The sequence below is a fragment of the Chitinibacter bivalviorum genome (genome assembly GCF_013403565.1).
GTDB lineage: Bacteria > Pseudomonadota > Gammaproteobacteria > Burkholderiales > Chitinibacteraceae > Chitinibacter > Chitinibacter bivalviorum.
Genome location: NZ_CP058627.1, coordinates 2,054,917 through 2,080,157, shown reverse-complemented (window position 1 = coordinate 2,080,157; position 25,241 = coordinate 2,054,917). Strand labels below are relative to the sequence as shown.

At 52.1% G+C, this 25,241-nt stretch carries 26 protein-coding genes; 19 read left to right on the top strand and 7 right to left on the bottom strand.

The annotated features are described in order from the left end of the window. Positions 1-85 precede the first annotated feature (85 nt). A complete protein-coding gene (locus HQ393_RS09825) occupies positions 86-721 on the bottom strand; it encodes a hypothetical protein (RefSeq protein ID WP_179355035.1) in 636 nt (211 codons plus the stop codon). 82 nt (positions 722-803) lie between these two features. After that, positions 804-1,646, bottom strand: coding sequence for a substrate-binding periplasmic protein (locus HQ393_RS09820; protein ID WP_179355034.1), 843 nt, complete (start codon positions 1,644-1,646; stop codon positions 804-806). Positions 1,647-1,828: 182 nt separating this feature from the next. Here HQ393_RS09820 and dinB point away from each other — a divergent pair, with 182 nt between their 5' ends. Then, positions 1,829-2,887 carry a DNA polymerase IV gene (gene dinB / locus HQ393_RS09815; RefSeq protein ID WP_179355033.1) on the top strand — a complete coding sequence of 353 codons (1,059 nt, stop codon included), beginning with the start codon at positions 1,829-1,831 and terminating at the stop codon, positions 2,885-2,887. Here the strand turns inward: dinB and HQ393_RS09810 are convergent. The 4 genes from HQ393_RS09810 to HQ393_RS09795 form a co-directional block, all read right to left on the bottom strand. Then, entirely contained in the window at positions 2,859-3,506 is a 648-nt protein-coding gene (locus HQ393_RS09810; protein ID WP_179355032.1) for a phosphatase PAP2 family protein, read from the bottom strand. The two genes, dinB and HQ393_RS09810, sit on opposite strands and share 29 nt — an antisense overlap. 185 nt (positions 3,507-3,691) lie before the next feature. Beyond that, complete coding sequence (locus HQ393_RS09805; RefSeq protein WP_179355031.1) at positions 3,692-4,165, bottom strand: AraC family transcriptional regulator; 474 nt, start codon at positions 4,163-4,165, stop codon at positions 3,692-3,694. Positions 4,166-4,320: 155 nt separating this feature from the next. Continuing rightward, positions 4,321-5,028: an SAM-dependent methyltransferase gene (locus HQ393_RS09800; protein WP_179355030.1), complete on the bottom strand. Its 708-nt coding sequence runs from the start codon at positions 5,026-5,028 to the stop codon at positions 4,321-4,323. Between the two features lie 86 nt (positions 5,029-5,114). Continuing rightward, on the bottom strand, positions 5,115-5,690 hold the full coding sequence (locus HQ393_RS09795; protein ID WP_179355029.1) for a Maf family protein: 576 nt from the start codon (positions 5,688-5,690) through the stop codon (positions 5,115-5,117). Positions 5,691-5,840: 150 nt separating this feature from the next. On the opposite strand from HQ393_RS09795, the gene HQ393_RS09790 reads away from it, so the two are divergent. The 10 genes from HQ393_RS09790 to HQ393_RS09745 all read left to right on the top strand — a co-directional run bounded on the left by HQ393_RS09790 (position 5,841) and on the right by HQ393_RS09745 (position 15,679). Then, positions 5,841-6,335 (top strand): YceD family protein, encoded by a 495-nt coding sequence (locus HQ393_RS09790; RefSeq protein WP_179355028.1) that lies wholly within the window; start codon positions 5,841-5,843, stop codon positions 6,333-6,335. A gap of 25 nt (positions 6,336-6,360) precedes the next feature. Further along, entirely contained in the window at positions 6,361-6,540 is a 180-nt protein-coding gene (rpmF, locus tag HQ393_RS09785) for a 50S ribosomal protein L32 (RefSeq protein ID WP_157670101.1), read from the top strand. Positions 6,541-6,630: 90 nt separating this feature from the next. Further along, on the top strand, positions 6,631-7,689 hold the full coding sequence (plsX, locus tag HQ393_RS09780; RefSeq protein ID WP_179355027.1) for a phosphate acyltransferase PlsX: 1,059 nt from the start codon (positions 6,631-6,633) through the stop codon (positions 7,687-7,689). Between the two features lie 55 nt (positions 7,690-7,744). Then, complete coding sequence (locus HQ393_RS09775) at positions 7,745-8,704, top strand: beta-ketoacyl-ACP synthase III (protein WP_281361462.1); 960 nt, start codon at positions 7,745-7,747, stop codon at positions 8,702-8,704. Between the two features lie 103 nt (positions 8,705-8,807). Continuing rightward, on the top strand, positions 8,808-9,743 hold the full coding sequence (gene fabD / locus HQ393_RS09770) for an ACP S-malonyltransferase (protein ID WP_179355026.1): 936 nt from the start codon (positions 8,808-8,810) through the stop codon (positions 9,741-9,743). A 27-nt stretch (positions 9,744-9,770) separates the two neighbouring features. Next, positions 9,771-10,286: a hypothetical protein gene (locus HQ393_RS09765; protein ID WP_179355025.1), complete on the top strand. Its 516-nt coding sequence runs from the start codon at positions 9,771-9,773 to the stop codon at positions 10,284-10,286. 108 nt (positions 10,287-10,394) lie between these two features. Beyond that, on the top strand, positions 10,395-11,138 hold the full coding sequence (gene fabG, locus HQ393_RS09760; RefSeq protein ID WP_179355024.1) for a 3-oxoacyl-ACP reductase FabG: 744 nt from the start codon (positions 10,395-10,397) through the stop codon (positions 11,136-11,138). 197 nt (positions 11,139-11,335) lie between these two features. Continuing rightward, a complete protein-coding gene (gene acpP / locus HQ393_RS09755; RefSeq protein WP_028449818.1) occupies positions 11,336-11,575 on the top strand; it encodes an acyl carrier protein in 240 nt (79 codons plus the stop codon). Positions 11,576-11,710: 135 nt separating this feature from the next. After that, positions 11,711-12,952, top strand: coding sequence for a beta-ketoacyl-ACP synthase II (fabF, locus tag HQ393_RS09750; protein WP_179355023.1), 1,242 nt, complete (start codon positions 11,711-11,713; stop codon positions 12,950-12,952). A gap of 228 nt (positions 12,953-13,180) precedes the next feature. Then, the gene (locus HQ393_RS09745; RefSeq protein WP_179355022.1) at positions 13,181-15,679 is read left to right on the top strand and encodes a DUF1631 family protein; all 2,499 of its coding nucleotides are present in this window, start codon (positions 13,181-13,183) and stop codon (positions 15,677-15,679) included. 47 nt (positions 15,680-15,726) lie between these two features. Here the strand turns inward: HQ393_RS09745 and HQ393_RS09740 are convergent, their stop codons facing one another. Next, entirely contained in the window at positions 15,727-16,257 is a 531-nt protein-coding gene (locus tag HQ393_RS09740; protein WP_218871119.1) for a lipocalin family protein, read from the bottom strand. A gap of 93 nt (positions 16,258-16,350) precedes the next feature. Here HQ393_RS09740 and HQ393_RS09735 point away from each other — a divergent pair, with 93 nt between their 5' ends. The 8 genes from HQ393_RS09735 to nagZ all read left to right on the top strand — a co-directional run bounded on the left by HQ393_RS09735 (position 16,351) and on the right by nagZ (position 25,235). After that, positions 16,351-17,688 (top strand): aminodeoxychorismate synthase component I, encoded by a 1,338-nt coding sequence (locus tag HQ393_RS09735; RefSeq protein WP_179355021.1) that lies wholly within the window; start codon positions 16,351-16,353, stop codon positions 17,686-17,688. Beyond that, a complete protein-coding gene (gene pabC, locus HQ393_RS09730; protein ID WP_179355020.1) occupies positions 17,688-18,509 on the top strand; it encodes an aminodeoxychorismate lyase in 822 nt (273 codons plus the stop codon). Before HQ393_RS09735 ends, pabC begins: the two co-directional genes overlap by 1 nt. Positions 18,510-18,511: 2 nt before the next feature. Next, the gene (locus HQ393_RS09725) at positions 18,512-18,754 is read left to right on the top strand and encodes a hypothetical protein (RefSeq protein WP_179355019.1); all 243 of its coding nucleotides are present in this window, start codon (positions 18,512-18,514) and stop codon (positions 18,752-18,754) included. A gap of 139 nt (positions 18,755-18,893) precedes the next feature. Further along, the gene (locus tag HQ393_RS09720; RefSeq protein WP_179355018.1) at positions 18,894-19,766 is read left to right on the top strand and encodes an ankyrin repeat domain-containing protein; all 873 of its coding nucleotides are present in this window, start codon (positions 18,894-18,896) and stop codon (positions 19,764-19,766) included. Between the two features lie 241 nt (positions 19,767-20,007). Next, the gene (gene mltF / locus HQ393_RS09715) at positions 20,008-21,465 is read left to right on the top strand and encodes a membrane-bound lytic murein transglycosylase MltF (protein WP_179355017.1); all 1,458 of its coding nucleotides are present in this window, start codon (positions 20,008-20,010) and stop codon (positions 21,463-21,465) included. A 138-nt stretch (positions 21,466-21,603) separates the two neighbouring features. Beyond that, complete coding sequence (gene gltX / locus HQ393_RS09710) at positions 21,604-22,992, top strand: glutamate--tRNA ligase (protein ID WP_179355016.1); 1,389 nt, start codon at positions 21,604-21,606, stop codon at positions 22,990-22,992. Between the two features lie 75 nt (positions 22,993-23,067). Next, positions 23,068-23,604 (top strand): cysteine hydrolase family protein, encoded by a 537-nt coding sequence (locus HQ393_RS09705; RefSeq protein ID WP_179355015.1) that lies wholly within the window; start codon positions 23,068-23,070, stop codon positions 23,602-23,604. A 53-nt stretch (positions 23,605-23,657) separates the two neighbouring features. Next, positions 23,658-25,235: a beta-N-acetylhexosaminidase gene (nagZ, locus tag HQ393_RS09700; protein ID WP_179355014.1), complete on the top strand. Its 1,578-nt coding sequence runs from the start codon at positions 23,658-23,660 to the stop codon at positions 25,233-25,235. Positions 25,236-25,241 lie beyond the last annotated feature (6 nt).

Here is a 25,241-nt window from a genome sequence, read left to right as displayed (position 1 = left end):
TTTTCTTGAGTTAAATAAAAAAGACCGCGTTGGCGGTCTTTTTTATTGCAGGGTATAGGCTTGAAATCATTGTCGATGATGGCATTCAGGCCGATACCTTGTCGGTCGTCGCCGCTTTGTTGCTGGCGAGGCTCACCGTGTCGCCGCTTGGAATGCCTTCTTTTTCCCAACGCGCAAACTCGCCCATAATCGTGTCGTAGGTTTTCTGGCTGATTTCTGGCAGTGTGCCGCCGAGCACTTCCTTGGCCTGATCAAAACCAAGTTTCACCGCATCGCGGATTTTATCGAGCTGCGCGGGATCGTTCCCCATCGCAAATTTGGCAAAGCTTAAAATCCGTTCGGATACTTTTTTCACGCCCCATTCACCGTCTTCCGAAATCGCTTGTTTGGCGGCATCAATCGTCGGTTGATCGACGGTGAGTTTTTGCTCGCCGCTAGCGACTTTGGCGATATTCAGGCCTTGTTGCTCAAGCAGCGGGCGAATCAAATTCATCATGTCATCGACTTTGCGCTGTGAATCATCGAGCATGGTTTGCAAGTCGGCGGGCATGATGCGGTTGGGCTTGGCGTAGGTGAGAGGGCTATCGCTGCTATTGCCTAAGCTGACCTTTTCTTGCTCCACACTTTGCGGTGTAGCTGCACTGTCGGCGGTTTTGGCGCGATAACTGAGACTACTGGAGCTGCTCACACTGACGCCTAGCGATGAAATACTGGTGGACATGATCAATCCCCTTTTGTGAAAGGTATAATTCATTATCGACTGTATTTTGGGTTTGATTAGGTGAAAAATACCAATAAAACAATTATTTAGCAGGTTTTTGCTGTGTGGCGCGATCAGCGGTCTGGGTCTGGTCCATCAGGCGGGGAATTTCGAATTCCGGCAGATGTTGGCGCAATATTTTGGCGAGTGTGCCGTCTTTCCGCATGGCGCGCAGCACGAGATTCCATTGCTCAATGTCGGCTTCAGTAAAATGTTTTTTCGAGAACACCAATCGAGCATCAACGCCTTTATCTTCCTTGGCCCAGTCGCGCGCGACGGGTAAGGGGGTAAAATTCAGATGGCGATAGTAATAATTGTAGGCAGTGGACTGCGCGAAGATCCCCTGAACCTTGCCTTGATGAATCCATTCAAATAATTGCTGGCTGTCGCTCGCTTCATCGACGCGATGCTGCGAGCGCAGCTGGGCGATAAATTCATCTTGTTGTGCCCCGTGGCGATAGCTTTGTACCACGCCCCAGCGCAAATTGCTTTGCGCTAAAAAGGCCTGCGGGCTGGGCGCCAGCTCGGCGATTGATCTGGGCAAGACAGCCATATTTTTTAGCCGCAAATAAGGCTCGCTAAAGAGCGAAAATTGTTCGCGCTCAGTTGTTTTGACGGCAGAAACGCTCATCATTAATGAGCCATTGTCGAGCAATTGCCAAATTTGTGGCCGAGGCAAGGCTTGGCTTTTGAATTTGCATAATGTCCGCTTGGCCAATTCATCAATTATTTGGCGATCAATGCCTTGGCCCTCATGGTAGAGCAGACCAAACTCATAAAAGCCCACACTGATTTCCTTGGGGCAAGACGGTAAAGCCTGCGCCGAATTGGCGAGGAAAAAAAGTAACGAGATATTCAGTATATGGCTGTGTACTTTTTTAATCATGGCTTTGATAGTTATACCGTGTTGGGGTATATGGCTATGCTCCATTAATGATAAATAAAGGTTAGTTAGTCCAAGGCGAAACGCAAAGCCAGAATTACTATTTATGCTTACAGACGGTGCGGTACGCGACTTGCAATGCAAGTAGAACGAACGTACACTTTGACTATTGGGGCTTGGGGGCAATGGTGGTGCGCAAAATCATACATATCGACTGCGATTGCTTTTACGCGGCGGTGGAAATGCGCGATCGCCCCGAGCTGCGCGAGGTGCCGATTGCGATTGGTGGCGCACCCGATCAGCGCGGCGTGATTTCCACGTGCAATTATCCAGCGCGCAAGTTTGGCATCCACTCGGCGATGCCGACCAAATGGGCGTTACGGCAATGTCCAAATCTAATCTTGCTGCCGCATTCGTTCGAGCGCTATCGCGATGCCTCGCGCCGCGTACATGCGATTTTTGCCGATTACACCGATCGGATTGAGCCGTTGTCGCTCGACGAAGCCTATCTTGATGTCACGGGTCTGCCGCATTGCCACGGCAGCGCGACGCTGATGGCGCAGGAAATTCGTGCGCGCATCGAGGCCGAAGTCGGGATTACCGCCAGCGCAGGGATTGCGCCGAATAAATTACTCGCCAAAATCGCCAGCGACTGGCGCAAACCGAACGGCCAATTTGTCATTACGCCCGATGAAGTCGCCGCATTTATGCCGACTTTGCCGGTGGGTAAACTATGGGGGATTGGCAAAGTGACCGCAGGTAAGCTCGCCAAGCTGGGGCTCAATACCTGCGGTGATGTGCAAGGCTGGCCGCACGCCGAGTTGGTGCGTGTGCTGGGGGGGTTGGGCGAATCGCTCTATTGGCAAAGTCGCGGCATTGACGAGCGGCCAGTGGCGCGCAGCGATAAACGCAAATCGCTGTCGGTTGAGCATACCTACAATCAAGATTTACCCGATCTAGCGGCGTGCATGGCCAAACTACCCTCACTGTATACTGATTTTAGCCAACGCCAGCAACGTTCTCAGCGTGATACCCCGCATAAAGCATTTGTGAAAATCAAATTTCACGACTTCACACAAACGACGATGGAATGCATTTGCCCATCACCCGATCCCGAGATTTTTGCCACGCTATTAAGCCAAGCCTGGCAACGCGGCGCCAAGCCGGTGCGACTGCTGGGCGTGGGGGTGCGTTTTGCCGAACGCCCAAAGCCAGTTACCGGCGAGACTTTGCCGCTGTGGTAGTGCTCAGTCGGTCGTAGATGAGTTGGTCGTAGATCAGGCCCAGCGCAATGACCACGATGCAGGCCATCAAATAGCCCGCCAGAATATCGCTGAAATAATGCACCCCCAGTACCAAGCGCGCTGCGCCGCTCAGTGCAATCCAAAGCGCCGCCAGTACTAGCCCAATGGTGCGAAATTGCGGTAGATGGCGACTAAAGACCAGCCAAACCAGCGCGCCTAAGGTCACCGCTGCCATCGCATGCCCGCTGGGGAGTGAATTGCCGGTGGTATGCACTAGGTGTTCAAACTCTGGGCGCGGGCGGCCGAGAATGCCTTTGAAAATAGCGTTCAGTGACCAGCTCAGGGCAACGCCGCCGAAAATCAGCCATGCGGCGATTCGATCTTGAAAGCGGAAATACAAAATCACCGCCAAGCCAGTCGCAATGACTAAGCTACCAACCCCGCCGCCGAGAATACCGAGCAATATACTTAATTTAATCCCGAGCGAGCTTTGCGCATACGCCCATTGCCCCAGCGCCAGATCGATACCTGCCAAGCTGGGGTAATTCAGTAGCAACAATAAAAGGCTGGCCGAGCAGGCTAGCAGCGCGATTAAGGAGCGAGAGTAATGAAAGTGCATCGCCAGTTTTTCTTATTGAATGAAGGCGCGCACGATACACAATGCGTATGGAAATGGCATTGTTAGTATTGCCAGTGCTTACATTGAGGTGTGGGTATTGCCATGAAGTTGATGTAAATAAAGCTGTATGCAGCCATACCTAGTGGGTCTATCTGATATGGCCACATCAATTTGCGCCAATTTTCTTAGTTGCGCGCTTTTACCGGTGCACACAGTCGGCAAGAAAATGCCCCCGTCTGCTCATCAAAACGATCGGTGGGCAAATAGTGCTCAAAGCCCGCTCGCTCACAATCAAACACATAGTCACTATTGGGCAGCCAATTCGTCAGCAAGTCCTGCCAAACGGGGCCGCAATCGTTGGGTAAACCATAAAATTCGGCGCAAGCGTACAAGCCGCCGGGTATCTCCATCGTTTGGAGTTCGCCACTGGCAATAAAATCTGCACCCACCTCGGTCGCCGTTGCATAGCGACATTGCTCTGGCGGCGTTTGCAGCGGGTTGTCGTAGGAAATGCCGAAATGCTGCAGAAATGGCAGCTGCAAAGCCTGAATCTGCCCCATGAATTTCTGCCACAAACGCCCAATGCTTTCATCGTAAGGGCCAACTTGATGCAGATAGGCAACGCGAGTGACGGGGAGTTGCTGAAGAGTGACTTCCATCTGAACCTCCAAACGAGCCAAATAAAAGTCCATTATCGCCTCATTGCTTAGGCTCTAAAAGAGGGGTGATCAATTTATTTAGAGGCGTTGTTTTGTTGGGTATAGGGCTGAAATCAATATAAATAAATGCTTTCGAGGCTATACCCTATTTAAGTTTAGGCTTGGATAATAAACACCGTTGGGCGCTTGTTGATGTTGGGTTCTGCGCGTTTTTTCCATTGCGCCGCTTCCAGCGTCAGAATTTCCTGCGTTGGCAAGGTGATGTCGCAGGCTACCGTCAGGCGGGTGCTGCCTTTGAGTCCGTCGCGCAAGGCTTGGAATAGGGCTGGGTTGCGGTAGGGCGTTTCGATAAACAGCTCGGCTTGTCCTTCTTTGGCCGAAGTGGCTTCCAATTGGCGGATCGCTTGCAGGCGGCCTGCCGTGTCGGAAGGCAGGTAGCCGTTGAAACGGAATTTTTGCCCATTTGCACCCGAGGCCATCAGTGCCAGCAGCAGGGACGATGGGCCGACCAGCGGCGTGACTTTGATGCCACGGCTGTGTGCCAAATGCACCAGCCGCGCGCCAGGGTCGGCGACGCCGGGGCAGCCCGCCTCGCTCATGAGTCCAACGTCGTGGCCTTCGAGCAAGGGCTTGAGCAGGGCGGAGACTTCGTGGTCTTTGGTGTGCTCAGATAATTCTTGCATCCACAAGCTGCGCAATTCATGTGGTGTACCGAACATTTTTAAATGCGCGCGCGTGGTTTTGGCGTTTTCAACGACAAAATGGGTGAGCTGTTTGGCGGTTTCGATCACATCGGCTGGCAAAATATTGCTCAGTGTGTCGCCGCCCATCGGAACGGGAATTAAATATAAAGTGCCTGCCATTGCTGCCTCTATTTGCTGTATGACTTGGGTATGTGCTCCAAGTCTAATATGATCAATGTTTTGGGGTTGATACCCTTCATTTGGTATTAAAGGATCGGGAAACCTTCGTGATTTAACATCGCCACTAGCTCAATCAGCGGCAAGCCAATAATCGCCGCCGGATCGCGACCTTCGATGGCGGCGATCATCACAATGCCAAGTCCTTCGGTTTTGGCGCTACCGGCGCAGTTATACGGCTGTTCGCGCTGTAAATAAGTTTCGATCTGCTCATCGGTATAATTACGCATCGTGACGCGGGTAATATCTACAATGCTTTGATGCGTGTCCGTCGCCGTATTGTAGAGTGCCAATGCCGTATGAAACGCAATCGTTTGGCCGCGCATGGCTTGCAGCTGCTTGACTGCGCGCTCATGGGTGCCCGGCTTACCCAATTGCTCACCATTGAGCAGCGCTACTTGGTCGGAGCCGATGATTAAACTATTGGGAAATTGTTCGGCCAGCACGCGCGCTTTGGCAATGGCGAGGCGCTCGCTAGTTTGCGCGGCGGTCTCGCCCGCGAGTGGCGATTCGTCCAAATTAGGCGCGGCAACAGCAAACTCAAGGCCTAAGCGCGCAAGCAATTCTTTGCGATAGGGCGAGGTAGAGGCGAGGACTAAACGCATATTTGGGCTCGTAGGCTGAGAGGCTTGTTTTTTCATAAGAATTTAATAGTTACCGCGCACCGTGCGCATTTGACAGACATAGGTCGCAGATTATATCATGCGCGGTTTCCGGTTCTACGCGGCAGCTGACGATATCCAATGACCCATGGCGTGACTGTGATACATAGCGCGGAATTTGCGCAGGAAGCTAGAGAACTCAAAGGTTCTATACCACTTGCCCAACTTTCCCGGCTTGCCGATCAGTTGGCCGATACGTCAGGCGAAGTATTCTGGCATATCGAAAGTGGCGTAGATCGCCTGCAACGCCCTTGGCTTTATTTAGAAGTAAAGGGTGAGTTGCAGCTGGTTTGTCAGCGTTGCCTCTTAGGTGCGCCTTGGCAGCTCCACAGTGAGACCGTGTTGACTCAATTTGCCGACGAGGCACAAATCGACGAAGCAGAAATGCTCGACGAAGACCTCGAAGGGATTTTGATTGATCCGGAGCTGGATATTGAAGCACTGGTTGAAGATGAGATTTTGCTCGCTTTACCTGTAGCGCTGACGCATGAAGTATGTGGTGGCGACGAAGCGCTAGCCAAATTGGCGAGCGATAAACCTAATCCGTTTGCAGTCCTGGCTCAGTTGAAAACCAGGAAAGCGGAATGACAACTGAGTATTAAGGAGTTTTAACATGGCAGTTCAACAGAATAAAAAATCACCTTCGAAACGTGGCATGCACCGCGCTCACGACTTCCTGTCTGCACCAGCTTTGTCTGTAGATGCTGCGACTGGTGAAGTTCATCGCCCGCACCACATTTCTCCAAACGGCTTTTACAAAGGCCGTCGTGTGATCAAGGCTAAAGGCGAATAATTCGCGCTTTAATGCCTCTCTAAGCTTTGCTTAGCCTTGCGGCGCAAGTGAGACCCCTCGCTTGCGCCGTTCGTCGTTTTAGGAATTCAGATGGATATTACCGTTGCAGTTGATGCCATGGGTGGCGATCACGGCGCTCATGTGACCGTGCCAGCAGCCCTGCGTTTTTTGCGCGATAACCCCGATGTGAATATCGTGCTGGTGGGTTTGGCCGATGCTTTAGAAGCCGAGTTAAAGGCGTGTAAAGCACAGCTTGGCCCGCGTTTGCGGATTCACGCCGCGACCGAAGTAGTGGCGATGGATGAGTCGCCGCAATTGGCGATGAAGAATAAAAAAGATTCTTCAATGCGCGTCGCGATTAATCTGGTCAAATCGGGTGAGGCCAATGCCTGCGTTTCAGCAGGTAATACCGGCGCACTGATGGCGACGGCGCGCTTTGTCTTGAAAACGATTCCGGGCATTGATCGCCCTGCGATTGCCAGCTTGATGCCAACGATGAAAGGGCAGACTTTGATGCTCGATCTGGGCGCGAATGTTGATTCAACGCCGCTGCAACTGACGCAATTTGCGATCATGGGCTCGGCGATGTTTGGTGCGCTCAAGCAAAAAGACGCGCCGACTGTTGGCTTGCTCAATGTTGGCTCGGAAGAGATCAAAGGCAATGAAGTTGTGAAGGCCGCTGCCGAATTGGTGCGTCAGACTCGTCTGAATTTTGTTGGCAATGTGGAAGGTAATGATATCTACAAAGGCACGGTGGATGTGGTGGCGTGTGATGGCTTTACCGGCAATATCACGTTGAAAGCGTCTGAAGGCGTCGCGCAGATGTTCAGCACTTTCTTAAAAGCTGAATTTACGCGCAATTGGTTTACCAAATTATTGGCGCTGGCGGCCATGCCGGTGCTGAAAAGCTTTAAGCACAAATTAGATCCACGTCGATTTAATGGTGCATCATTCCTGGGTTTGCGCGGGATTGTGGTGAAAAGCCATGGTGGCGCAGACGAAGTTGCGTTTTACTGGGCGTTGGCTCAGGCCGTTGAGGAAGCTCGCTCCAGCCTGATTCAGCGCATTACCGATCAAGTGCAGCATGAGTTGCGGCATTTTGAGTCCGCTGACGCGATCGACAAATCAGCGGCAGAACAATCCGTCTAAGTAGTTGCCAGTGGCCGATTTAGGCTCGGCGACTATGTAGGCTAAGGAGTGGGTTGTGATTTATTCCAAAATTGCGGGCACTGGCTCATATTTGCCAGAGCGTATTTTGACTAATGATGAATTAGCCAAAACGGTTGATACGAGTCACGAATGGATTGTGACACGTACCGGTATTTCGTCGCGCCATATCGCAGCGGATGAGCAGTTGACGTCTGATTTGGCGCTGATTGCCGTTGAGCGTGCGCTGGAAAGCGCGGGCGTGAGCAAAGATGATGTGGATTTGCTGATCGTTGCAACAACGACCCCAGATAATATTTTCCCTTCGACCGCATGTTTACTGCAAAACAAATTGGGCGTGCATGGCTTTCCTGCATTTGATGTGCAGGCCGTTTGCGCTGGTTTTGTCTACGCGCTGACGACCGCCAATGCCATGATTAAAAGCGGTGCAGCAAAATGTGCCGTGGTGGTTGGGGCTGAAAAGCTGTCCAACCTGATTAATTGGGAAGACCGCGGGACTTGTATTTTATTTGGTGATGGCGCTGGCGCTGTGGTGCTAACTGCATCAGACGAACCCGGCATTTTGGCTACGCGTCTGAAGGCCGATGGCCGTTACAATGGCATTTTGAAAACCGCTGCGCGTCCTAAGCAAGGCGTGCTCGATGGTGAGCCGTGGATTTATATGGAAGGCAATGCGGTCTTCAAATTCGCAGTGCGTGCTTTGGCCGATATTGCCGAAGAAACCTTGTCCGAAGCGGGTTTGGAAAAGTCCGACATTGATTGGTTGGTGCCGCATCAAGCTAATGTGCGCATTATCGAGTCGACTGCCAAACACTTGGGCATGTCGATGGACAATGTCATCGTTACTTTGGGTGAGCAAGGAAATACGTCAGCAGCATCGATTCCTCTGGCGCTCGATCATGGTGTGAGATCGGGCAAAATTCAGCGTGGCCAGACCATCTTGATGGAAGGCATTGGTGGTGGATTTGCTTGGGGATCGATTCTCGCCAAGTTTTAATAGTTAAAAAAACGGCGCACTAAGCGCCGTTTTTTATGGTGAATTGAAACAGTTGTTTTAATCTGCGCGCAGTGTGTGAGCGTCGCAATTGAAGGAGTCGGATATGTCGTTGGCATTTGTATTTCCAGGTCAGGGTTCACAATCGATTGGCATGATGAATGGTTGGGCTGATTCAAATCAGGCTGCCGTGGTGAAGGCTACTTTTGATGAAGCATCAAGTATTTTGGGCCAAGATCTGTGGGCCATGGTGAGTGATGGTCCAGCCGAAGACCTGAATGCAACGGTCAATACTCAGCCCGTGATGCTGACGGCGGGTGTTGCCGCTTGGCGTGCTTATCAAGCCAATGGCGGTGCGATGCCTGTCGTGATGGCGGGACACAGCTTGGGTGAGTACACCGCATTGGTGGCGGCTGAAGCCATTAGTTTTGGCGATGCCTTGCAATTGGTGCGTTTGCGCGCGGAAGCGATGCAAGAAGCAGTGCCAGCAGGTGTTGGCGCAATGGCGGCGATTTTGAATTTGGCTGACGAAGAAATCATTGCTGCGTGTGCTGAAGCCGCGCAGGGTGAGGTCGTACAGGCAGTGAATTTTAACTCACCCGGTCAAGTGGTGATTGCAGGTAATAAAGCGGCAGTTGAGCGTGCTTGTGAAGCGTGTAAAGCGCGCGGTGCGAAACGTGCATTATTGCTGCCTGTGTCTGTACCTTCGCATTGTGATTTGATGAAACCAGCTGCGGAAAAATTGGCTGCCAAATTAGCGACGATCGAAATTAATGCGCCAAAAGTACCTGTGCTACATAACGCTGATGTTGCGGCTTACGCTGATGCAGCCCAAATTCGCGATGCGCTGGTGCGTCAGTTGTACCAGCCGGTGCGTTGGGTTGAAACGGTGCAGAAAATGGTCGCGGATGGCGTGAACGTGGTGGCGGAATGCGGCCCAGGTAAGGTGCTGGTCGGTCTCAATAAACGCATTGCTTCGGATTTGCAATCGATTGCTTTGCTCGATGCGGCAAGCCTGGATGCACTACAAGCGGCGCTGTAATCAAATCAATTTTGCAAAGGATGGGTCATGCGCCGAGTTTTGTTGCTGAGTGTCATCTGCGCTGCGCTGGTGGCGTGTGGCGGGGGTAATGTCAAAATCGACAATGGTAATGTGAACGTTGTCGTAAGTACGACAGTGCCAACACTGAGCTCCCTGCGAGTGACGGGCAGTGGTGCTGCATCAAGTGCCTCGGCGGTGAGCATCGCTTCGGGTGATTTTACCGTCGAATGGGATGCGGTGGCTGTGGACGCATCGACATTAAATCTGTATCTGAGTGCTGATGCCGTTAAAGATACGTCCGATCTAGATTTGTTTTTGACGGCAAATCCGCAAAAAAATAGCCGTGCGCAACTGAGCTGGAAAGCCAGTCAAGTGCAAATCAGTTTGGCCGGTATACCGCAGGATGTGAGCACATTTTTTGCTGCAAGCCCTAGTGGCAAAGGTTATATTATTGCCCGAGCTTGTGGCATCGTTATCGATACGGCTAACGGTGAACGCAAAGAATGTCAGCAAAAAGAAGTCGGCGTTGTATTGCTGAAATAATTAAAGCTTATACTTTTGATTCGCACTCAGTATATGGGTGTGTAGGGTATGTCTATTCGGGCTAGTTATTTATTGGTTTTGATGGGTATACCCATAGTGGAGATCTTCATGAGTTTGCAAGGTAAAGTGGCGTTGGTGACGGGTGCGTCACGTGGCATTGGTCAAGCGATTGCGTTGGAATTGGCGCAAATGGGCGCAACAGTCATCGGTACAGCCACCAGCGATAGCGGTGCAGAAGCGATTTCAGCGTACCTGAAAGAAGCAGGGGCTACCGGCATAGGCTTGCGTCTGAATGTGACCGAAGACGGTGCTTGTGACGCGATCGTAGCGCAAATTGAGAAAGAATTTGGTGCAATTGCCGTTTTGGTCAATAACGCCGGCATCACGCGTGATAACCTCTTAATGCGCATGAAGGATGAAGAATGGGATGCCATTATGGATACCAATCTTAAACCTGTGTACAAATTATCCAAAGCCGTGATGCGCAATATGATGAAGGCACGTTGGGGCCGGATTATTAATATTGCTTCGGTCGTCGGTGCGACGGGCAATGCAGGACAAACCAACTACTCTGCCGCGAAGGCCGCTTTGTTTGGTTTTACTAAATCTTTGGCTAAGGAGATCGGCAGTCGCGGTGTGACTGTCAATGCGGTTGCGCCTGGCTTTATCGATACCGATATGACTAAAGGCTTGCCAGACGAGCAAAAAGCACATTTGGTGGCCAATATCGCTTTGGGTCGTTTGGGTGATCCAAAAGATATCGCCGACGCAGTGGGCTTCTTGGCCTCGGATAAAGCGGCGTACATCACAGGCAACACCATCCATGTAAATGGTGGGATGTTTATGAATTAATCAGGTAGAATCGCCAACATTGCGGTTTTACCTGATGCGGTGTGATAAAAAATCCGCGGTCGCGGTAGCAAAATTGCTCGAAAAATAGTAAATTTGCGCTTTATTGCATCATGTAACTGTTTGCAGCGCCAAAACTTTGGTAGAATGCGAACGCATTTTTCAGAAATTAAGCTAATAAAGGCTTGGGAACTAAATCCATGGAAAACATCGAACAGCGCGTGAAGAAGATTGTTGCTGAGCAACTGGGCGTGCCAGAAACTGACGTTAAGATTGATTCTTCATTCGTAAACGACCTCGGCGCCGACTCACTCGACACCGTTGAACTCGTTATGGCCCTCGAAGAAGAATTCGAGTGCGAAATCCCTGACGAAGACGCTGAAAAAATCACTACCGTTCAACAAGCTGTTGACTACGTTAACGCGCACCTGAACAAGTAATTTTTGTGATTCCAGACCTCCGCTATGGCTTGCTGTAGCGGGGGTTTTATTTTATCTGGCGCATCAACATTAGTTTGAATTTGCAACTGATGGCGCAGCCGGCGCTGGCCGGCTTTGAAAGCGGAGTACCCCCACGTGTCTAAACGCAGAGTAGTTGTTACCGGTTTGGGTCAAGTTTCCCCCGTCGGCAATGATGTTGCCACTGGCTGGGCCAACCTGCTTGCTGGCAAGTCTGGCATTGGTATGATTACCCGATTTGATGCTAGCGATCTGGCTTGCCAAATTGCGGGTGAAGTTAAAGATTTCGATATTAGCCAATACATTAGTGCTAAAGATGCACGTCGCATGGATGTGTTCATTCACTACGGTATTGCTGCTGCATTGCAAGCGGTTGCTGATTCTGGCCTCGATGATGTGCCAAATCTGGATAAAACACGCGTTGGCGTGAATATCGGCTCGGGTATCGGTGGTTTGCCACTGATTGAAAATACCGGTGTGGACGTAGTACACGGCGGCCCACGTAAAATTGGCCCATTCTTTATTCCAGGCTCACTGGTGAATCTGATCGCTGGTCACGTGTCGATTATCAAAGGCTATCAAGGCCCGAGCTACGGTATCGTTTCGGCGTGTACCACTGGCGCGCATTGTATTGGTGACTCGGCGCGTATGATCCAATACGGCGATGCCGACATTATGGTGGCGGGTGGTGCTGAAGGTGCGATTTCTAAATTGGGCATCGGTGGCTTTGCCGCGATGAAAGCGCTGTCGACTCGCAATGATGATCCAGCAACTTCTTCACGTCCTTGGGATAAAGGCCGCGATGGTTTTGTGATGGGTGAAGGCGCGGGTGTGTTGGTGCTCGAAGAATACGAACACGCGAAAAAACGCGGCGCGAAAATCTACGCGGAGTTGGTGGGCTTTGGCATGAGCTCAGATGCGCACCACATCACTGCGCCGAACGCTGATGGCCCTGCGCGCGGTGTGATGAATGCTTTGCGTGATGCAGGCTTGAATGCGGATGCTGTTGACTATGTTAATGCGCACGGCACTTCAACTCCATTGGGTGACGCGAACGAAACCAATGCTTTGAAGATTGCTTTGGGCGAGCACGCGAAGAAAGTTGTTGTGAACTCAACCAAATCAATGACTGGCCACTTATTGGGTGGAGCAGGTGGTGTTGAGGCTATTTACTCTATCTTGGCTTTGCATAATCAAGTTTCACCACCAACAATCAATTTGTTCGAACAAGATTTCGAGTCGGGTTGCGATTTGGATTACTGCGCCAATACCGCGCGTGATATGAAGATCGATGTTGCGATTTCCAATAGCTTTGGATTTGGCGGTACCAACGGTACTTTGGTATTCCGCAAGGTCTAAATGCCGAAAATGCAAAAAGCCACCTCTCTGTAGGTGGCTTTTTTTTGGGCAAGACATTGAGATCGGGTAATGGGAGCAACATATGCGCATGCCATCTGTCAGTTGTAAGCTAAAGATGATCGACGAGCTTGGGTGAAAATCCTTACAATGCGGATTACAACAAAAATGAATAATGGCAATCACCTGTGTTTTAATCAGATGAAATAGCCTAGCGCAAAATGGATAGGTATGGATAGGAATGGACTACTCACCGCGACTCGCGGCGCATACTTGCGGGCATTTAATGATGTGCTGCCGGATTTAATTTCGCAAAGTGCAGATGCATTGTTTTTGCGAGCAGATAAAGCCGCAAATTTAAGTGAACAGCGTCGCATGCTCGATGCACGCGCGGCATTGATGACGCGTGAACAAGCTTGGCTGGAGCAACTTGCATCCGGTATGGATCGATTGCTCAATCGCAGTTATCAAACCGCATATAGCACTTTCCGACCCTCTTTTAGTGAATCGTTTTCGGCCAATAGCTTATCGCTAGTCGATGCGGGTGAATTTGATGGTGAGCTCAAAATTGATGAGCTTACCACTCGTCTGCGAAATGCGGCCGAAGAGCAATTGCGCGATCTGAATATCCGCATGGCAATCCTGTTTGATCAGGATGATATTAATGAGCGCGAAAATCCATTCCGACCCTATCTTTTGTCGCGCTGTATCACGATGGCTGCCGAGCAGCTTGAGATCGAGCCTGAGTTGCACGAAACCTTATGCGATAGCCTCACTGAACAGTTGCTAAAACACGTTGCTAAGATTTATGAAGCCTTAAATCGATTATTGGCACAGCATGGGATTGCTGCGCAATTACAGTTGAAAGTACGTCAATTGCCCGACCCCTTGGCAATGCGGCAGATGGCCGCCGACCCCTTAGAGCAAACGGATGTGTCTGAGTTTGCCGCGTATGGCGATGTGATCGACACCAGTGTCGATGCCTCAGTCGCAGGGATAGGGGCTGGCCCACAACCATTTATGGAAGGTGGATATTCCAATCCAATCCAAAATGGCATCCAGCAGCCAGGTACATTAAGCTCTGGCGCCCGCTTGGGACAGTGGTCGGAGTTAATGCGCCAGCAGGCAATGCAATCGTCTAATAGCCAGTCAGCGAACTGGTCGGGTAATGTGGCGGCGGCAAACTCAAATGCCGCAGCAGGCATGGGCTCGATGCTCAGTGGCTTGCAATCGGGTTGGTTAAATACAGTTCAGCATGTAGGTACAGCCATACGCCAACTGTTTGGCGGTACCGCCGCAATCCAGACCACGCCGCAAGTATTAAGTGTGGATCTGTCGCAAACCATTTCGCAGCTGCAGCAACAGCATGTGGAAGGGGTCGCGCTGGATGCGCATGGTCAGGTTCGCAATCTGATTTTGGAGCAGCGCGCCGAGCTTAACGAGGTTACGCAAGATATTAACGAACAAATGATTATCGACATTGTCGGTATGTTGTTCGAGTTTATTTTGCGAGATGGCCAAGTTCCTTCTGAGATTCGCGCCCAGTTAGGGCGCTTGCAATGGGTGGTATTGAAAACCGCCCTGCAAGACCCAGCGCTGTTTTCGCATAAGCATCACCCCGCGCGTTTACTGGTGAATCGCATCGGTTCGATCGCGCAAGGTTTGCAGCAGCTTGATCCAAAAGCCGAGCGCGTGACCGCCGAAATTCGGCGCATTATTGAAACGCTGCTGCAGGAAGAAGAAGAAAACGTCGCGCTGTTTGCGCGCATGCTCGATGAGCTTGATCGATTTATTGCGCGTGAATTGCGCGCCGCAGATGAAAAGGCCGAAATCGCCTCGCAAGCGATTGAAAATGCCGAAAGCCGTACTTTGCGTTTTGCGCGCATCACGTCGCAAACCTCTGAAGCTTTGGCGAGTTTTAAACTGGATGAGATTTTGCAAAATTTCTTCATCAATGTCTGGCCGTATGCAATTGAATTTGCTGAGCGTGGCGATGCCATTCAGGCTTTGCGCTTTCGGATCTTTGTGCCGGAGTTGATGTGGAGTATTGCACCCAAAGTCACACGGGAAGACAAGCAAGAATTGCTAGGGATGATCCCGCGTCTGATCGGTACTTTGAATGAAGGCCTGAAAAATTCACCGTGGACGGCGGCACAGCAGCAGCAATTTAAAACCTATATGATCGACGCACATCGCGCCGCCATCGCGGGCTCAGCTGCCGCGCCGACCGATGTGCCATCAATGGCCATGCTGCGCGCGCGTTTATCTGACTTTATCAGTGAAGTGGCAAGCGATACGGATCTGGCTCAGTTGCCGGATCTGGCCGAAGTGAATCCATTATTGCTGGATCGAGCGATTGACGAATTGAAAGTCGAAATCGGCTTTATTGATGCGCAGGCTGAATCTGAATTGGCAGACTTGCCCGCGCAAGTTGAAGCGGTCGAGCTTAGCAATGCAGAATTGTTCGAGCGTTTGCGCAGTGGTGTACCGATTGAAATCAATCTGACTGGCAAGCTTACCCAAGCGCGCTTGTGCTGGATGAGCCCGAATGAGACGCGACTGCTACTCAACCTCGAAGATGGCGGTCACCCATCGGTATTGAGTCTGTCGGTATTCCGTCGTCTGCTCAGAGCAGGCCGTGCTCGCTGGTTGGAGCAAGCGCCGCTGTTCGAGCGTGCAATGGAATCTTTGCTCAATTCTGCCGATATCTTGGATGCGCAAGCTGCATGATGTATATGCATGAAGAGCTTTTGAAATAAGGTCTTCATGCATATACCCTACGGTTTGCTTTGCTTGGTGTAATCCAGATTGCGTAAATCATAGCCTTGAGCGGTCGCGGCAATTTGCGCTGCCGCCAAGTCGCTGTCTGCTAACTGCGGTGTGCGCGACAAAATCCACAAGTATTTACGATTCGGATTACCCACCACAGCCCAGCGATACGCAGGATCAAGACCAATTACCCAGTAATCGGCTTTGAAAGGCCAGAAAAAGCTCACTTTCAATTGCGAATTGTGGGTGTTTTCTACGACAGTGGCTTTGCCTTCGGCCTGATCAAATTCGCCTGATTCTGTCCGACAGCGATTGACCACCTTGATGCTGCCATCGGGGTTGCTGCTGTAATTGGCCGTGGTGTCGGCGACGCAGTTACGTTGGAAAAACATCGGGAATTTGGCGATTTCGTACCATTGTCCCACATAGCGACTTAAATCCACCGCCGCGACACTACGCACCTCTGCGGGCGTTTCCGCTTCGGCGAGACTGAAAGCTGGGCTGCAAAGGGCTGCGCAAATGAGTATTTTTTTTAGCACTGTAGAATCTCGCAAACAGGGTTAGGGGAGTCGATGGCGCATTGCCGAAGATCCTGTATCGTTTTTCGGCGCAATAGCCATTACAATGCGCAAATGCATGAATATCATACCTCTAGTCTCAATTTTGTTCCCGATTTGATCGCGCTGGCGGCGACGCAGCCGCAGTTTTTCCCTTCGCTCTTGCAATCGGCACGCACGCAAGGTTGGGATATTTTGCTGGCCTTGCCGCAGGATCAGCGCCGCTACACGGCGACTGAAGGCGCGCAATTTGTCGCCGATCTCGCTGCGCTGCCGACCGCTGCCGTGTGCGCCAATGACTGGCCGTTCCATGGTGGTTGGTTGGTGTATGCTGGCTATGAATTGCTGGAAACCTTCGAGCCAACCGTGCCAACGCGTTTTGCCGGTGAGGACAAAGTGGCTGCCAGCGCAGTTCCAATCACCGACTTCCCACTCGCGGCCTTAATCCGTTGCCCTGCGGCGGTGCTATTGCATCGCGAAACCCAACAGGCGACTTTAATTGCCGAAACGGCAGAGCAGCTCGCCCAGCTCAATGAATTGGTGCTGGCTGCAGCGTCATGGCAGCCTGCTGCATTGCAGATTGCGCAGATTTCCGAAGATGAGCCGCAACAATTTCTTTCTGGCGTCGCGCGCGCCAAGCAATACATCGTCGATGGCGATGTGTTTCAGGTCAATCTATCACGCGGTTGGGATGTGACGCTGGCACAAGGCGCGCCGCTGGATGTGTACGCGCATTTACGCACCGCCAACCCCGCGCCGTTTTCGGCTTATCTCAATCTGGGTGATGCAGTCGGGCAAGTGATTAGCAGCTCGCCCGAGCGGCTGGTCAGTGTGCGCGATGGCGTGGTGCAAACGCGCCCGATTGCAGGCACCTTTGCCCGTTCGCTCGACCCGGTGGAAGACGCCGCGTTGAAAGAGCGTTTGCTCAATACGCCCAAAGAGCGCGCCGAGCACATTATGCTGGTCGATCTAGAGCGTAACGACTTGGGGCGCATCGCCGTTCCCGGTACGGTACATGTCGACGAGCTAATGGCGGTTGAGACGTATGCGTTTGTACACCATATAGAATCAAACATTCGCGCTCATACCCGTGAGGGTATTAATGCTGCCGATATTCTGCGCGCGCTGTTTCCGGGCGGTACGATCACTGGCTGCCCTAAAGTGCGCTGTATGCAGATTATTCGTGAGCTGGAAGACCGTGCGCGGCTGGCGTATACCGGCAGTTTGGGTTACATCAATCGCGATGGCAGTATGGATACCAATATTCTGATTCGTACTTTTGTGATGCAAGATCAGCAACTGTATTTCCGCGCCGGCGCGGGCATTGTGGCCGACTCGGATGCCGAACGTGAATTGCAGGAAACTCGCCATAAAGCCCGCGGCCTACTGCGCGCGCTAGGAGAGCAGGGCTGATGAGCGAGTTTGCAACCAAGCTCGTCAATGGTGTTGCCGCCGAGCATATCAGCCTTGCCGATCGTGGCCTGCAATTTGGCGACGGCGTTTTTCGTACGATCAAGGTGATCGATGGCACGCCCATTTGGTGGGCGCGGCATTACGCCAAGTTGGCTGCTGATTGCGAACGCATCGGCATCGTTGCGCCGGATGCGGCCGTGTTGCTGGCTGATTTACAGCTGCTGGCGCCGACCCATCACGCACTCAAAATCATCATCACGCGCGGTGAAACGGCGCGTGGTTATGTCGCGCCGCTTGATTTGCAACCCAATCGTATCGTGCAAATTGCCCCCTTGCCTGCATATTCGCCCCAATTGCGCAGTGAAGGTGTGAAATTACGGATTTGTCGTACACGAGTGAGCTGGCAGCCGGCGCTGGCGGGAATAAAACATCTGAATCGGCTGGACAATGTACTGGCGCGCCGTGAGTGGAAAGACACGAGCGTCTTTGATGGCCTGATGCTTGATCGAGACGACCATGTGATCGAAGGCGTGATGAGCAATGTTTTAGCCATGATGGATGGGGTATTGTGTACCCCCGATTTAACTCAATCGGGCGTAGCAGGGGTATCTCGCGACATCGCAATTGCTGCAGGGGATCAACTGGGTATACCCTCTGCAGTATGCAAAATCACGCTGGCGCAATTAGGCCAAGCAAGTGCAGTCTGGGTCTGTAATAGTTTGGCGGGATTACTGCCGGTGCGGGCGATTGATCAATTAAGCTGGCCCAGCATGGATAGACATCAAGCGCTCATCCGCGCTTTTGAGGCAATAAAGGAATAAGCATGAAATCAACACTGGTGATGATGTTATTACTAAGCAGTTGCGTGGCCTTGGCCGAGCAATATTACCAAGCCGACCCGGCCAAGCTGGCCCAGCTCGAAGCGCAACGTTGCGCCAAGCTGCAAAAAGAAAATAATCTGATTAATCAACGTTTGTCGGGAAATAACAAGCCGTACGATATCGCCAAAATGAAAGATCGGCAAAAGGTATTGCAGGCTGATTACGCCAAATTCTGCACCAAATAGCCATTTCCCATGCTTTTTTCTTGCTACTCAGTCAAAGTGCGTCAGCAAGAATGAACAATTTGGCGTGAGCCATCCCGCCGCTCTGACTTGAAGCCCTGTGAGTCTCATCTAAACTGCAAGCTCGTGAAAGGGGCTGAACATGGATGTGGCATCTCGTTTGCAGGAAATTTTAGGGTCCACCGAGTTTCCTCAGCAATTAATCAGCAAATACCCGCATTTAGCTGAGCGGCTGATACTGAGCTGGGGCAGCCCTGCGCTCGACATCTTTCTCAATGAGCTGTTCTTTGATCGCCGCGGCGGTCGGCAAGGTTTCGAGCCTGAAATCATGCATGAGCTGTTTAGCATTCAAAGCCTGCATAACAAACTATTCCCGCACGAAGATCACGGCGTAATTTGGACCGAAGATAATCTGGCGCCAGAAGATCTGCGTGCCGATTATGTGAGCTTTGATCCGCCCCATTTAATGGAGGCAGCGAAAACGGCTAATTTGGGCATGATTAAAGACGCCTTAGCGTCGGGTTTTCCGATCAATAGCACCGATGACGATGGTTTAACCATGCTGTGGTGGGCTGCTCGCTATGGCCATCGCGAATTAATCATCACCTTGCTCAAAGCACGAGCTCGTATCGATATCGTGGATGAGCGAGGATGTGGGCCCGTTCATTGGTTGGCCTCGCAGGATATTGTCTCTGCGATTGAGGAATTACATCAGCATGGAGCTGATCTGGATTTGCCCGATAACGACGGCGTGACGCCTTTGATGTATGCCGCCAAGCGAGGGCGAGTCGCTGCGGCGGGGTGTTTGCTGCAAGCTGGGGTGGCCGTCAATGCCCAAGATAATAAGGGAATGACGGCACTGCATTACGCCGCCGAAAATGCTTCGGGTCGTATGCTAGAGCTTTTACTCGTATATGACGCTGACCCAAAACTGATGGACTTCCAATCTCGTACGGCCGAAGACATCGTGCGGCAGAAGCCCGATGCGCTGCGTTTATTGGCGTATTTGATGTAAGTCACGACTTAAAGCTCGCTGGGCGCTAGCTTTTATTTTCTTGTCATTGTTTCGTTTTTCAGAGTAAGTGGCTCGGCTGGTATTGCTATGTATTTGACTGTAATACCTTTCGAATGAGATTAATTTTGCCGTAAAAAATAGGCGGTAAAGCGGGGGTGAAATGGGCGATAGAAACTTTTTGTTTGTCGTTTCAATGAGATGCAGGCACAATGCGGCCATTCTTACAGATTAAAGGGTAGGCATGAAGAGGTTTTTGGTCGCACTTTCGGCGTTGTTTTTGATCGGTTGTGGGGAGTCTGAACAGACTCCGGTACAACGGGTTTTGCCGTGGGCAGAGACCAAAGAGCTGGTCGTGCTGGTCCAAAATGGCCCGACTTCACTGTATGTGAATGCCGCGGGTGACTATGCCGGGCTGGAATATGATCTGGTCTCGCAATTTGCGCAGGCCAATAATCTAAAGATCCGTTTCTTGGTGAGTGGCAACTACACCGAGATGCTGGAGCGGCTGCAACGTCGCGAAGCGCATTTGGCCGTCGGTGGCGTCAAATCGGATGAACAAGGTCTGATTTATGGCGCGGCCTATCAGCAAGTGGAGCCGGTTTTGGTGTTTTCATCCAAAATCAGCGAAGAAGGCGCGCTGGCCGCGATTAAAGAAGGCCGCGCCGGGCTCAGTACTTTGCCGCAATATGTCATGGCGCTTAATCAACTCAAGGTCAATTCACCTGAGCTTAATTGGCATGTGCTGGAAAACACCGATAACGAATCCCTGATCGAGCAAGTCGCCCAAGGCAAACTCGATTACGCACTGGTTGATTCGCACGCCGCCGAAGTGGCGCAAAACTATTACCCGAATATCGCGATTTCGCGTCAAATGGGCGAGAAGCAGTCTTTGGCTTGGGCGATGCCGGATGCCGAAGTTCAACTGCAGATGCTGGTGGAAGGCTTTTTCCGCAAGCAAGTGGCTGATGGCACTTTGCGTCGTTTGCAAGACCGCTATTACGGCCATGTGAATCGTGTTGATCCGCTCGATGCCCTCGCTTATTTGGGGCGAATCGAATCAACCTTGCCACGCTATAAAAACTGGTTTCAAGAAGCCGAGGCGCGTACAGGTATGGATTGGCGCTTGATTGCGGCGCTGTCGTATCAGGAATCACACTGGAATCCAGACGCAGTATCGCCAACTGGCGTGCGTGGCATGATGATGCTAACGAGCGAAACGGCCGACCGGATGAACGTCGATCGAACCAATCCCTACCAAAGTATCATCGGCGGTGCGAAATACATTCAGATGCTCAAAGAAACGCTGGCTGATCGCGCACCAGAGCCTGATCGTACTTGGCTGGCCTTGGCGGCGTATAACATCGGCATGGGGCATTTGATCGATGCGCGCACGCTTGCGGTGCGGATGAAAAAAGACCCCAATAGCTGGGCAGATGTGAAATCGGTGTTGCCGCTCTTGCGTAAACCCGAATACTTCCGCACCTTGAAATATGGCTATGCCCGTGGCGGTGAGCCGGTGATTTTTGTGGAAAGTCTGCAATCGTATTACGACATCTTGGCGCGTTTTGAGCGCCCAAGCAAAACCGTATTGCCGATGCCCTCAGACAGTATCGTGGTGCAAAACCCAAACAATCTACAACTTGAAATCAATAGTGTCTTAAAACCACAGCAAAACGCTAAAGTTGCTGCCAACTGGTAGGTATATGCCCAAAGGCTAATTTTTGATTAGTTTTGGCTTATATACCTCCTCCTGTATTTCGCGTTATTTTCTTCATTCAGTCATCACCTTGATTTGGCGGTACAATAGCGTTTTTCGCATTTGCCGGACTTAACATCCATGACTGTACGTACCCGCTTCGCTCCTTCCCCAACTGGTTTGCTGCACATTGGCGGCGTTCGCACTGCGCTGTTTTCTTGGGCTTATGCCAAGAAACACGGTGGCCAATTTATCTTGCGGATTGAAGACACCGACTTGGAGCGTTCAACCCCTGAATCGGTCGCGGCGATTATGGACGGCATGCACTGGGTGAATATGGGCTACGACGAAGGCCCGTTTTACCAGATGCAGCGCATGGATCGTTATAAAGAAGTGATCCAGCAATTGCTCGACAGCGGCCACGCCTACTACTGCTATTGCAGCAAGGATGAGCTCGAAGCCCAGCGCGCCGCCGCTGAAAGCCGTGGCGAAAAACCGCGCTACGATCGTACTTGGCGCCCAGAAGCGGGTAAAACTTTGCCTGCGATTCCAGCCGATATCAAACCCGTGGTGCGCTTCAAAACGCCAATCGGTGGCTCGGTGGTGTGGGAGGACCAAGTGAAAGGTCGCATCGAGATCAGCCACAACGAGCTCGACGATCTGATTATCGCTCGCCCCGATGGCACGCCAACGTATAACTTCTGTGTCGTGGTTGATGACGCTGACATGCGCATCAGCCATGTGATTCGCGGCGACGACCATGTGAATAACACGCCGCGTCAGATCGTGATCTACGAAGCGATGGGCGTGCCCGTGCCGGTGTTTGCGCACCTGCCAATGATTAATAACGATCAGGGCGTGAAACTGTCAAAACGCCGTGACGCGGTATCGGTGGTGGATTACGACACGCAAGGTTTCCTGCCTGAAGCATTGCTCAATTACCTCGCGCGCTTGGGCTGGGGTCATGGCGATGATGAGATTTTCTCGTTGGCGCAATTTGTTGAATGGTTCGACCTGAAAGACGTCAGCGGCAGCCCAAGCCGGATGGATCGCGATAAATTGCTGTGGACCAATGCGCAATACATCAAGGCGGCTGATCCGGCGCGTCTTGCGGCGCGCGTTGCGGGCTTCTTGGCCGATAAAGGCATTGCAACCGAGGGAGGCCCAGCGTTGGCGGATGTGTGTGCCTTGCTGAAAGATCGTTGCCAGACTTTGGTGGAAATGGCCGATCAGGCTGAATATTTCTACCAGCCACTGACGCCAACTGCCGAGATCGTGGAAAAACACCTCGACCCCGAATCGGAAGAACGCCTGAAAGTGTTTGCGGCGGAAGCGGCTAAGTTGGAGAGCTGGGATGCTGCGACCATTGGCGCTTTCATCAAAGAGTTCGTCAAAGCCCAAGGCGTGAAAATGCCGCAAGTCGGTATGCCACTGCGCGCCAAAGTCTGCGGTATTACTAATACGCCATCGGTTGATGCGGTGTTAGCTTTGATTGGGCGTGAGGAAGTGCTGCGTCGTTTGACGGCTTAAATTTTTGGTTTAATCAATCAAAGCAGCGTGCGGTCATCGCCGCTGCTTTTTTTTCGAACTTGGTTTGGATAAAAGATGAATAAAGCGTTGCTGGTGATTGATTTCCAATTCGGCCTGATCGAGTCCAACCCGCCTGCAACACGCGGCACGGAGACTTTGGCGCAGATTAATCGGACAATCGCGCTGGCGCGGCAGCTGCAAATGCCGGTGATTTTTATTCAGCATTTTGAGCCCGACTTGCCGCAAGGCTCGGCAGAATGGGAATTGCATCCCGGTCTGGCGCGTTTACCAACTGATTGCGTGATTGAAAAAGAGTCTGCCGATAGTTTTCTCGCGACTCAGTTGCAATCCACGCTGGAAGCGCTACAGATTAATGCCTTATGGATTACAGGGTATGCGTCTGACTTCTGCGTTGATACTACACTGCGGCGTGCTGCCTCCCTGGGGTATGCTGTTACGGTGGTCAGCGATGCGCATACCAGCAAGAATCGCCCGCACGCCAGTGGTGAGCAATTAGTCGCGCATCTCAATTGGCTGTGGGCCAACCTGGCGGTCAAAGATAATCCGATCCGCGTTGTGCCCTTGTCTGAATTGGCTGTCACAGCCCAATAAATCGTACTTTGCTATTTCCACATCGCTATGACGATGTGGCAGAGGAATTCATCATGTCGCACCCAGTTTCTGCTGAATTACGCGCCCAAATTGGCCAGTTGGTGATGGCGGGTTTTGATGGCTTTATGCCAGATGCCGCGATTGAAAGCCTGATTCGTGAGCAGCGCATCGGCGGCGTGATTTTATTTCGCCGCAATATCGATACGCCAGCGCAAGTGGCTGCATTGTGTCGCCGCTTGCAGGAAATCAATGCGCAAGTGAGCGATGTGCCGCTGTTGATCGGCATTGATCAGGAAGGCGGCATGGTGATGCGCATCGAAGAGGGCGTGACACCGCTACCGTCGGCGATGGCCTACGCGTCGGCGTATGCGTCGCACGCCGTCGCAGGATGTAGCCCGGCAGATTGCGAGGCGCTGCATCGTGTGGGCGCAGATGAGCTGCGGCAGCTGGGGGTCAATATCAATTTTGCTCCTAGCCTCGATATCAATAATAACCGCGCCAATCCAGTGATTGGCGTGCGCTCGTTTGGCGAAAACTCGGCCACGGTGACGGTGTATGGTCTGGCTGCGCAGCGCGGGATACAGGCGGCGGGGATTGCGGCGACAGCGAAGCATTTTCCGGGGCATGGCGATACGGCGACCGATTCACACTACGCGCTGCCGCTGGTGCCGCACGAGAAATCGCGCCTCGATGCCGTGGAGTTGGCGCCATTTAAGGCGGCGATTGCGGCGGGCGTCGATGCGATCATGACGGCGCATGTTGTTTTCCCTGCGATTGAGCCCGATACCGCAACGCCTGCAACCCTGTCGCGCAAAGTGCTGACGGGTTTGCTGCGCGAAGAGATGGGTTTTGAGGGGGTCATCATTACCGATTGCCTAGAAATGGACGCGATTGCAGATGTGAGCAAAGGGGGCGTCGGTACGGCGCAGGGCGCGGTGGCGGCGATTGCTGCGGGGGCAGATATTGCGTTGGTATCGCATACGCTGGTGCGCCAGCAGGAGGCGGTGCAATTATTGATTGCTGCGGTTGAGCAGGGGTATATCTCTGAAGATCAAGTGGTAAAAAGCATTGAACGGATTACCCTTCTAAAACAACGTCGAGCGATGCAGAATTGGCGCGATTTACCCATGCAAGCTGCCGCGCTAAGAACGCCAGCTGCGCTGGCTTTGGCCGCCAAAGTTCAGCAACAAGCAGTGCTGTTTAGTGGGGCGAGCATCAATCGTGCGCTGCCGACAGTACTGGTGACGGTGGAGCTGTTGGTGCGCACGGAAATTGATGAAGTGGCGCTTGGCGCATCGGTCAGTGAGCGCGGAACGTTCTTGCCATTCTTGCAAGAGGCAGGCATGGCGGTGAATGAATTGATTATTTCCCCGCAAGTGAGCGAGGCCGAATTTGCGCAAGTGATTGCGGCGACGGCGCAAGCCGAGCAGATTATTTTCCAAAGCTATAACGCCACGCGATTTGCACGCCAAATGCAATTGATCGCTACATTTGACCCGGCCAAGCTGGTGCTGATTGCAGGGCGTAACCCTTATGATCTGGATCTGGTGCCGCAGGCAAAAACCAAGATTGCCGCTTGCAGTAATCGGCCAGCCGCACAAAAAGCCATGGCGGGTTTTTTGCTGCCCTAGAGTCGA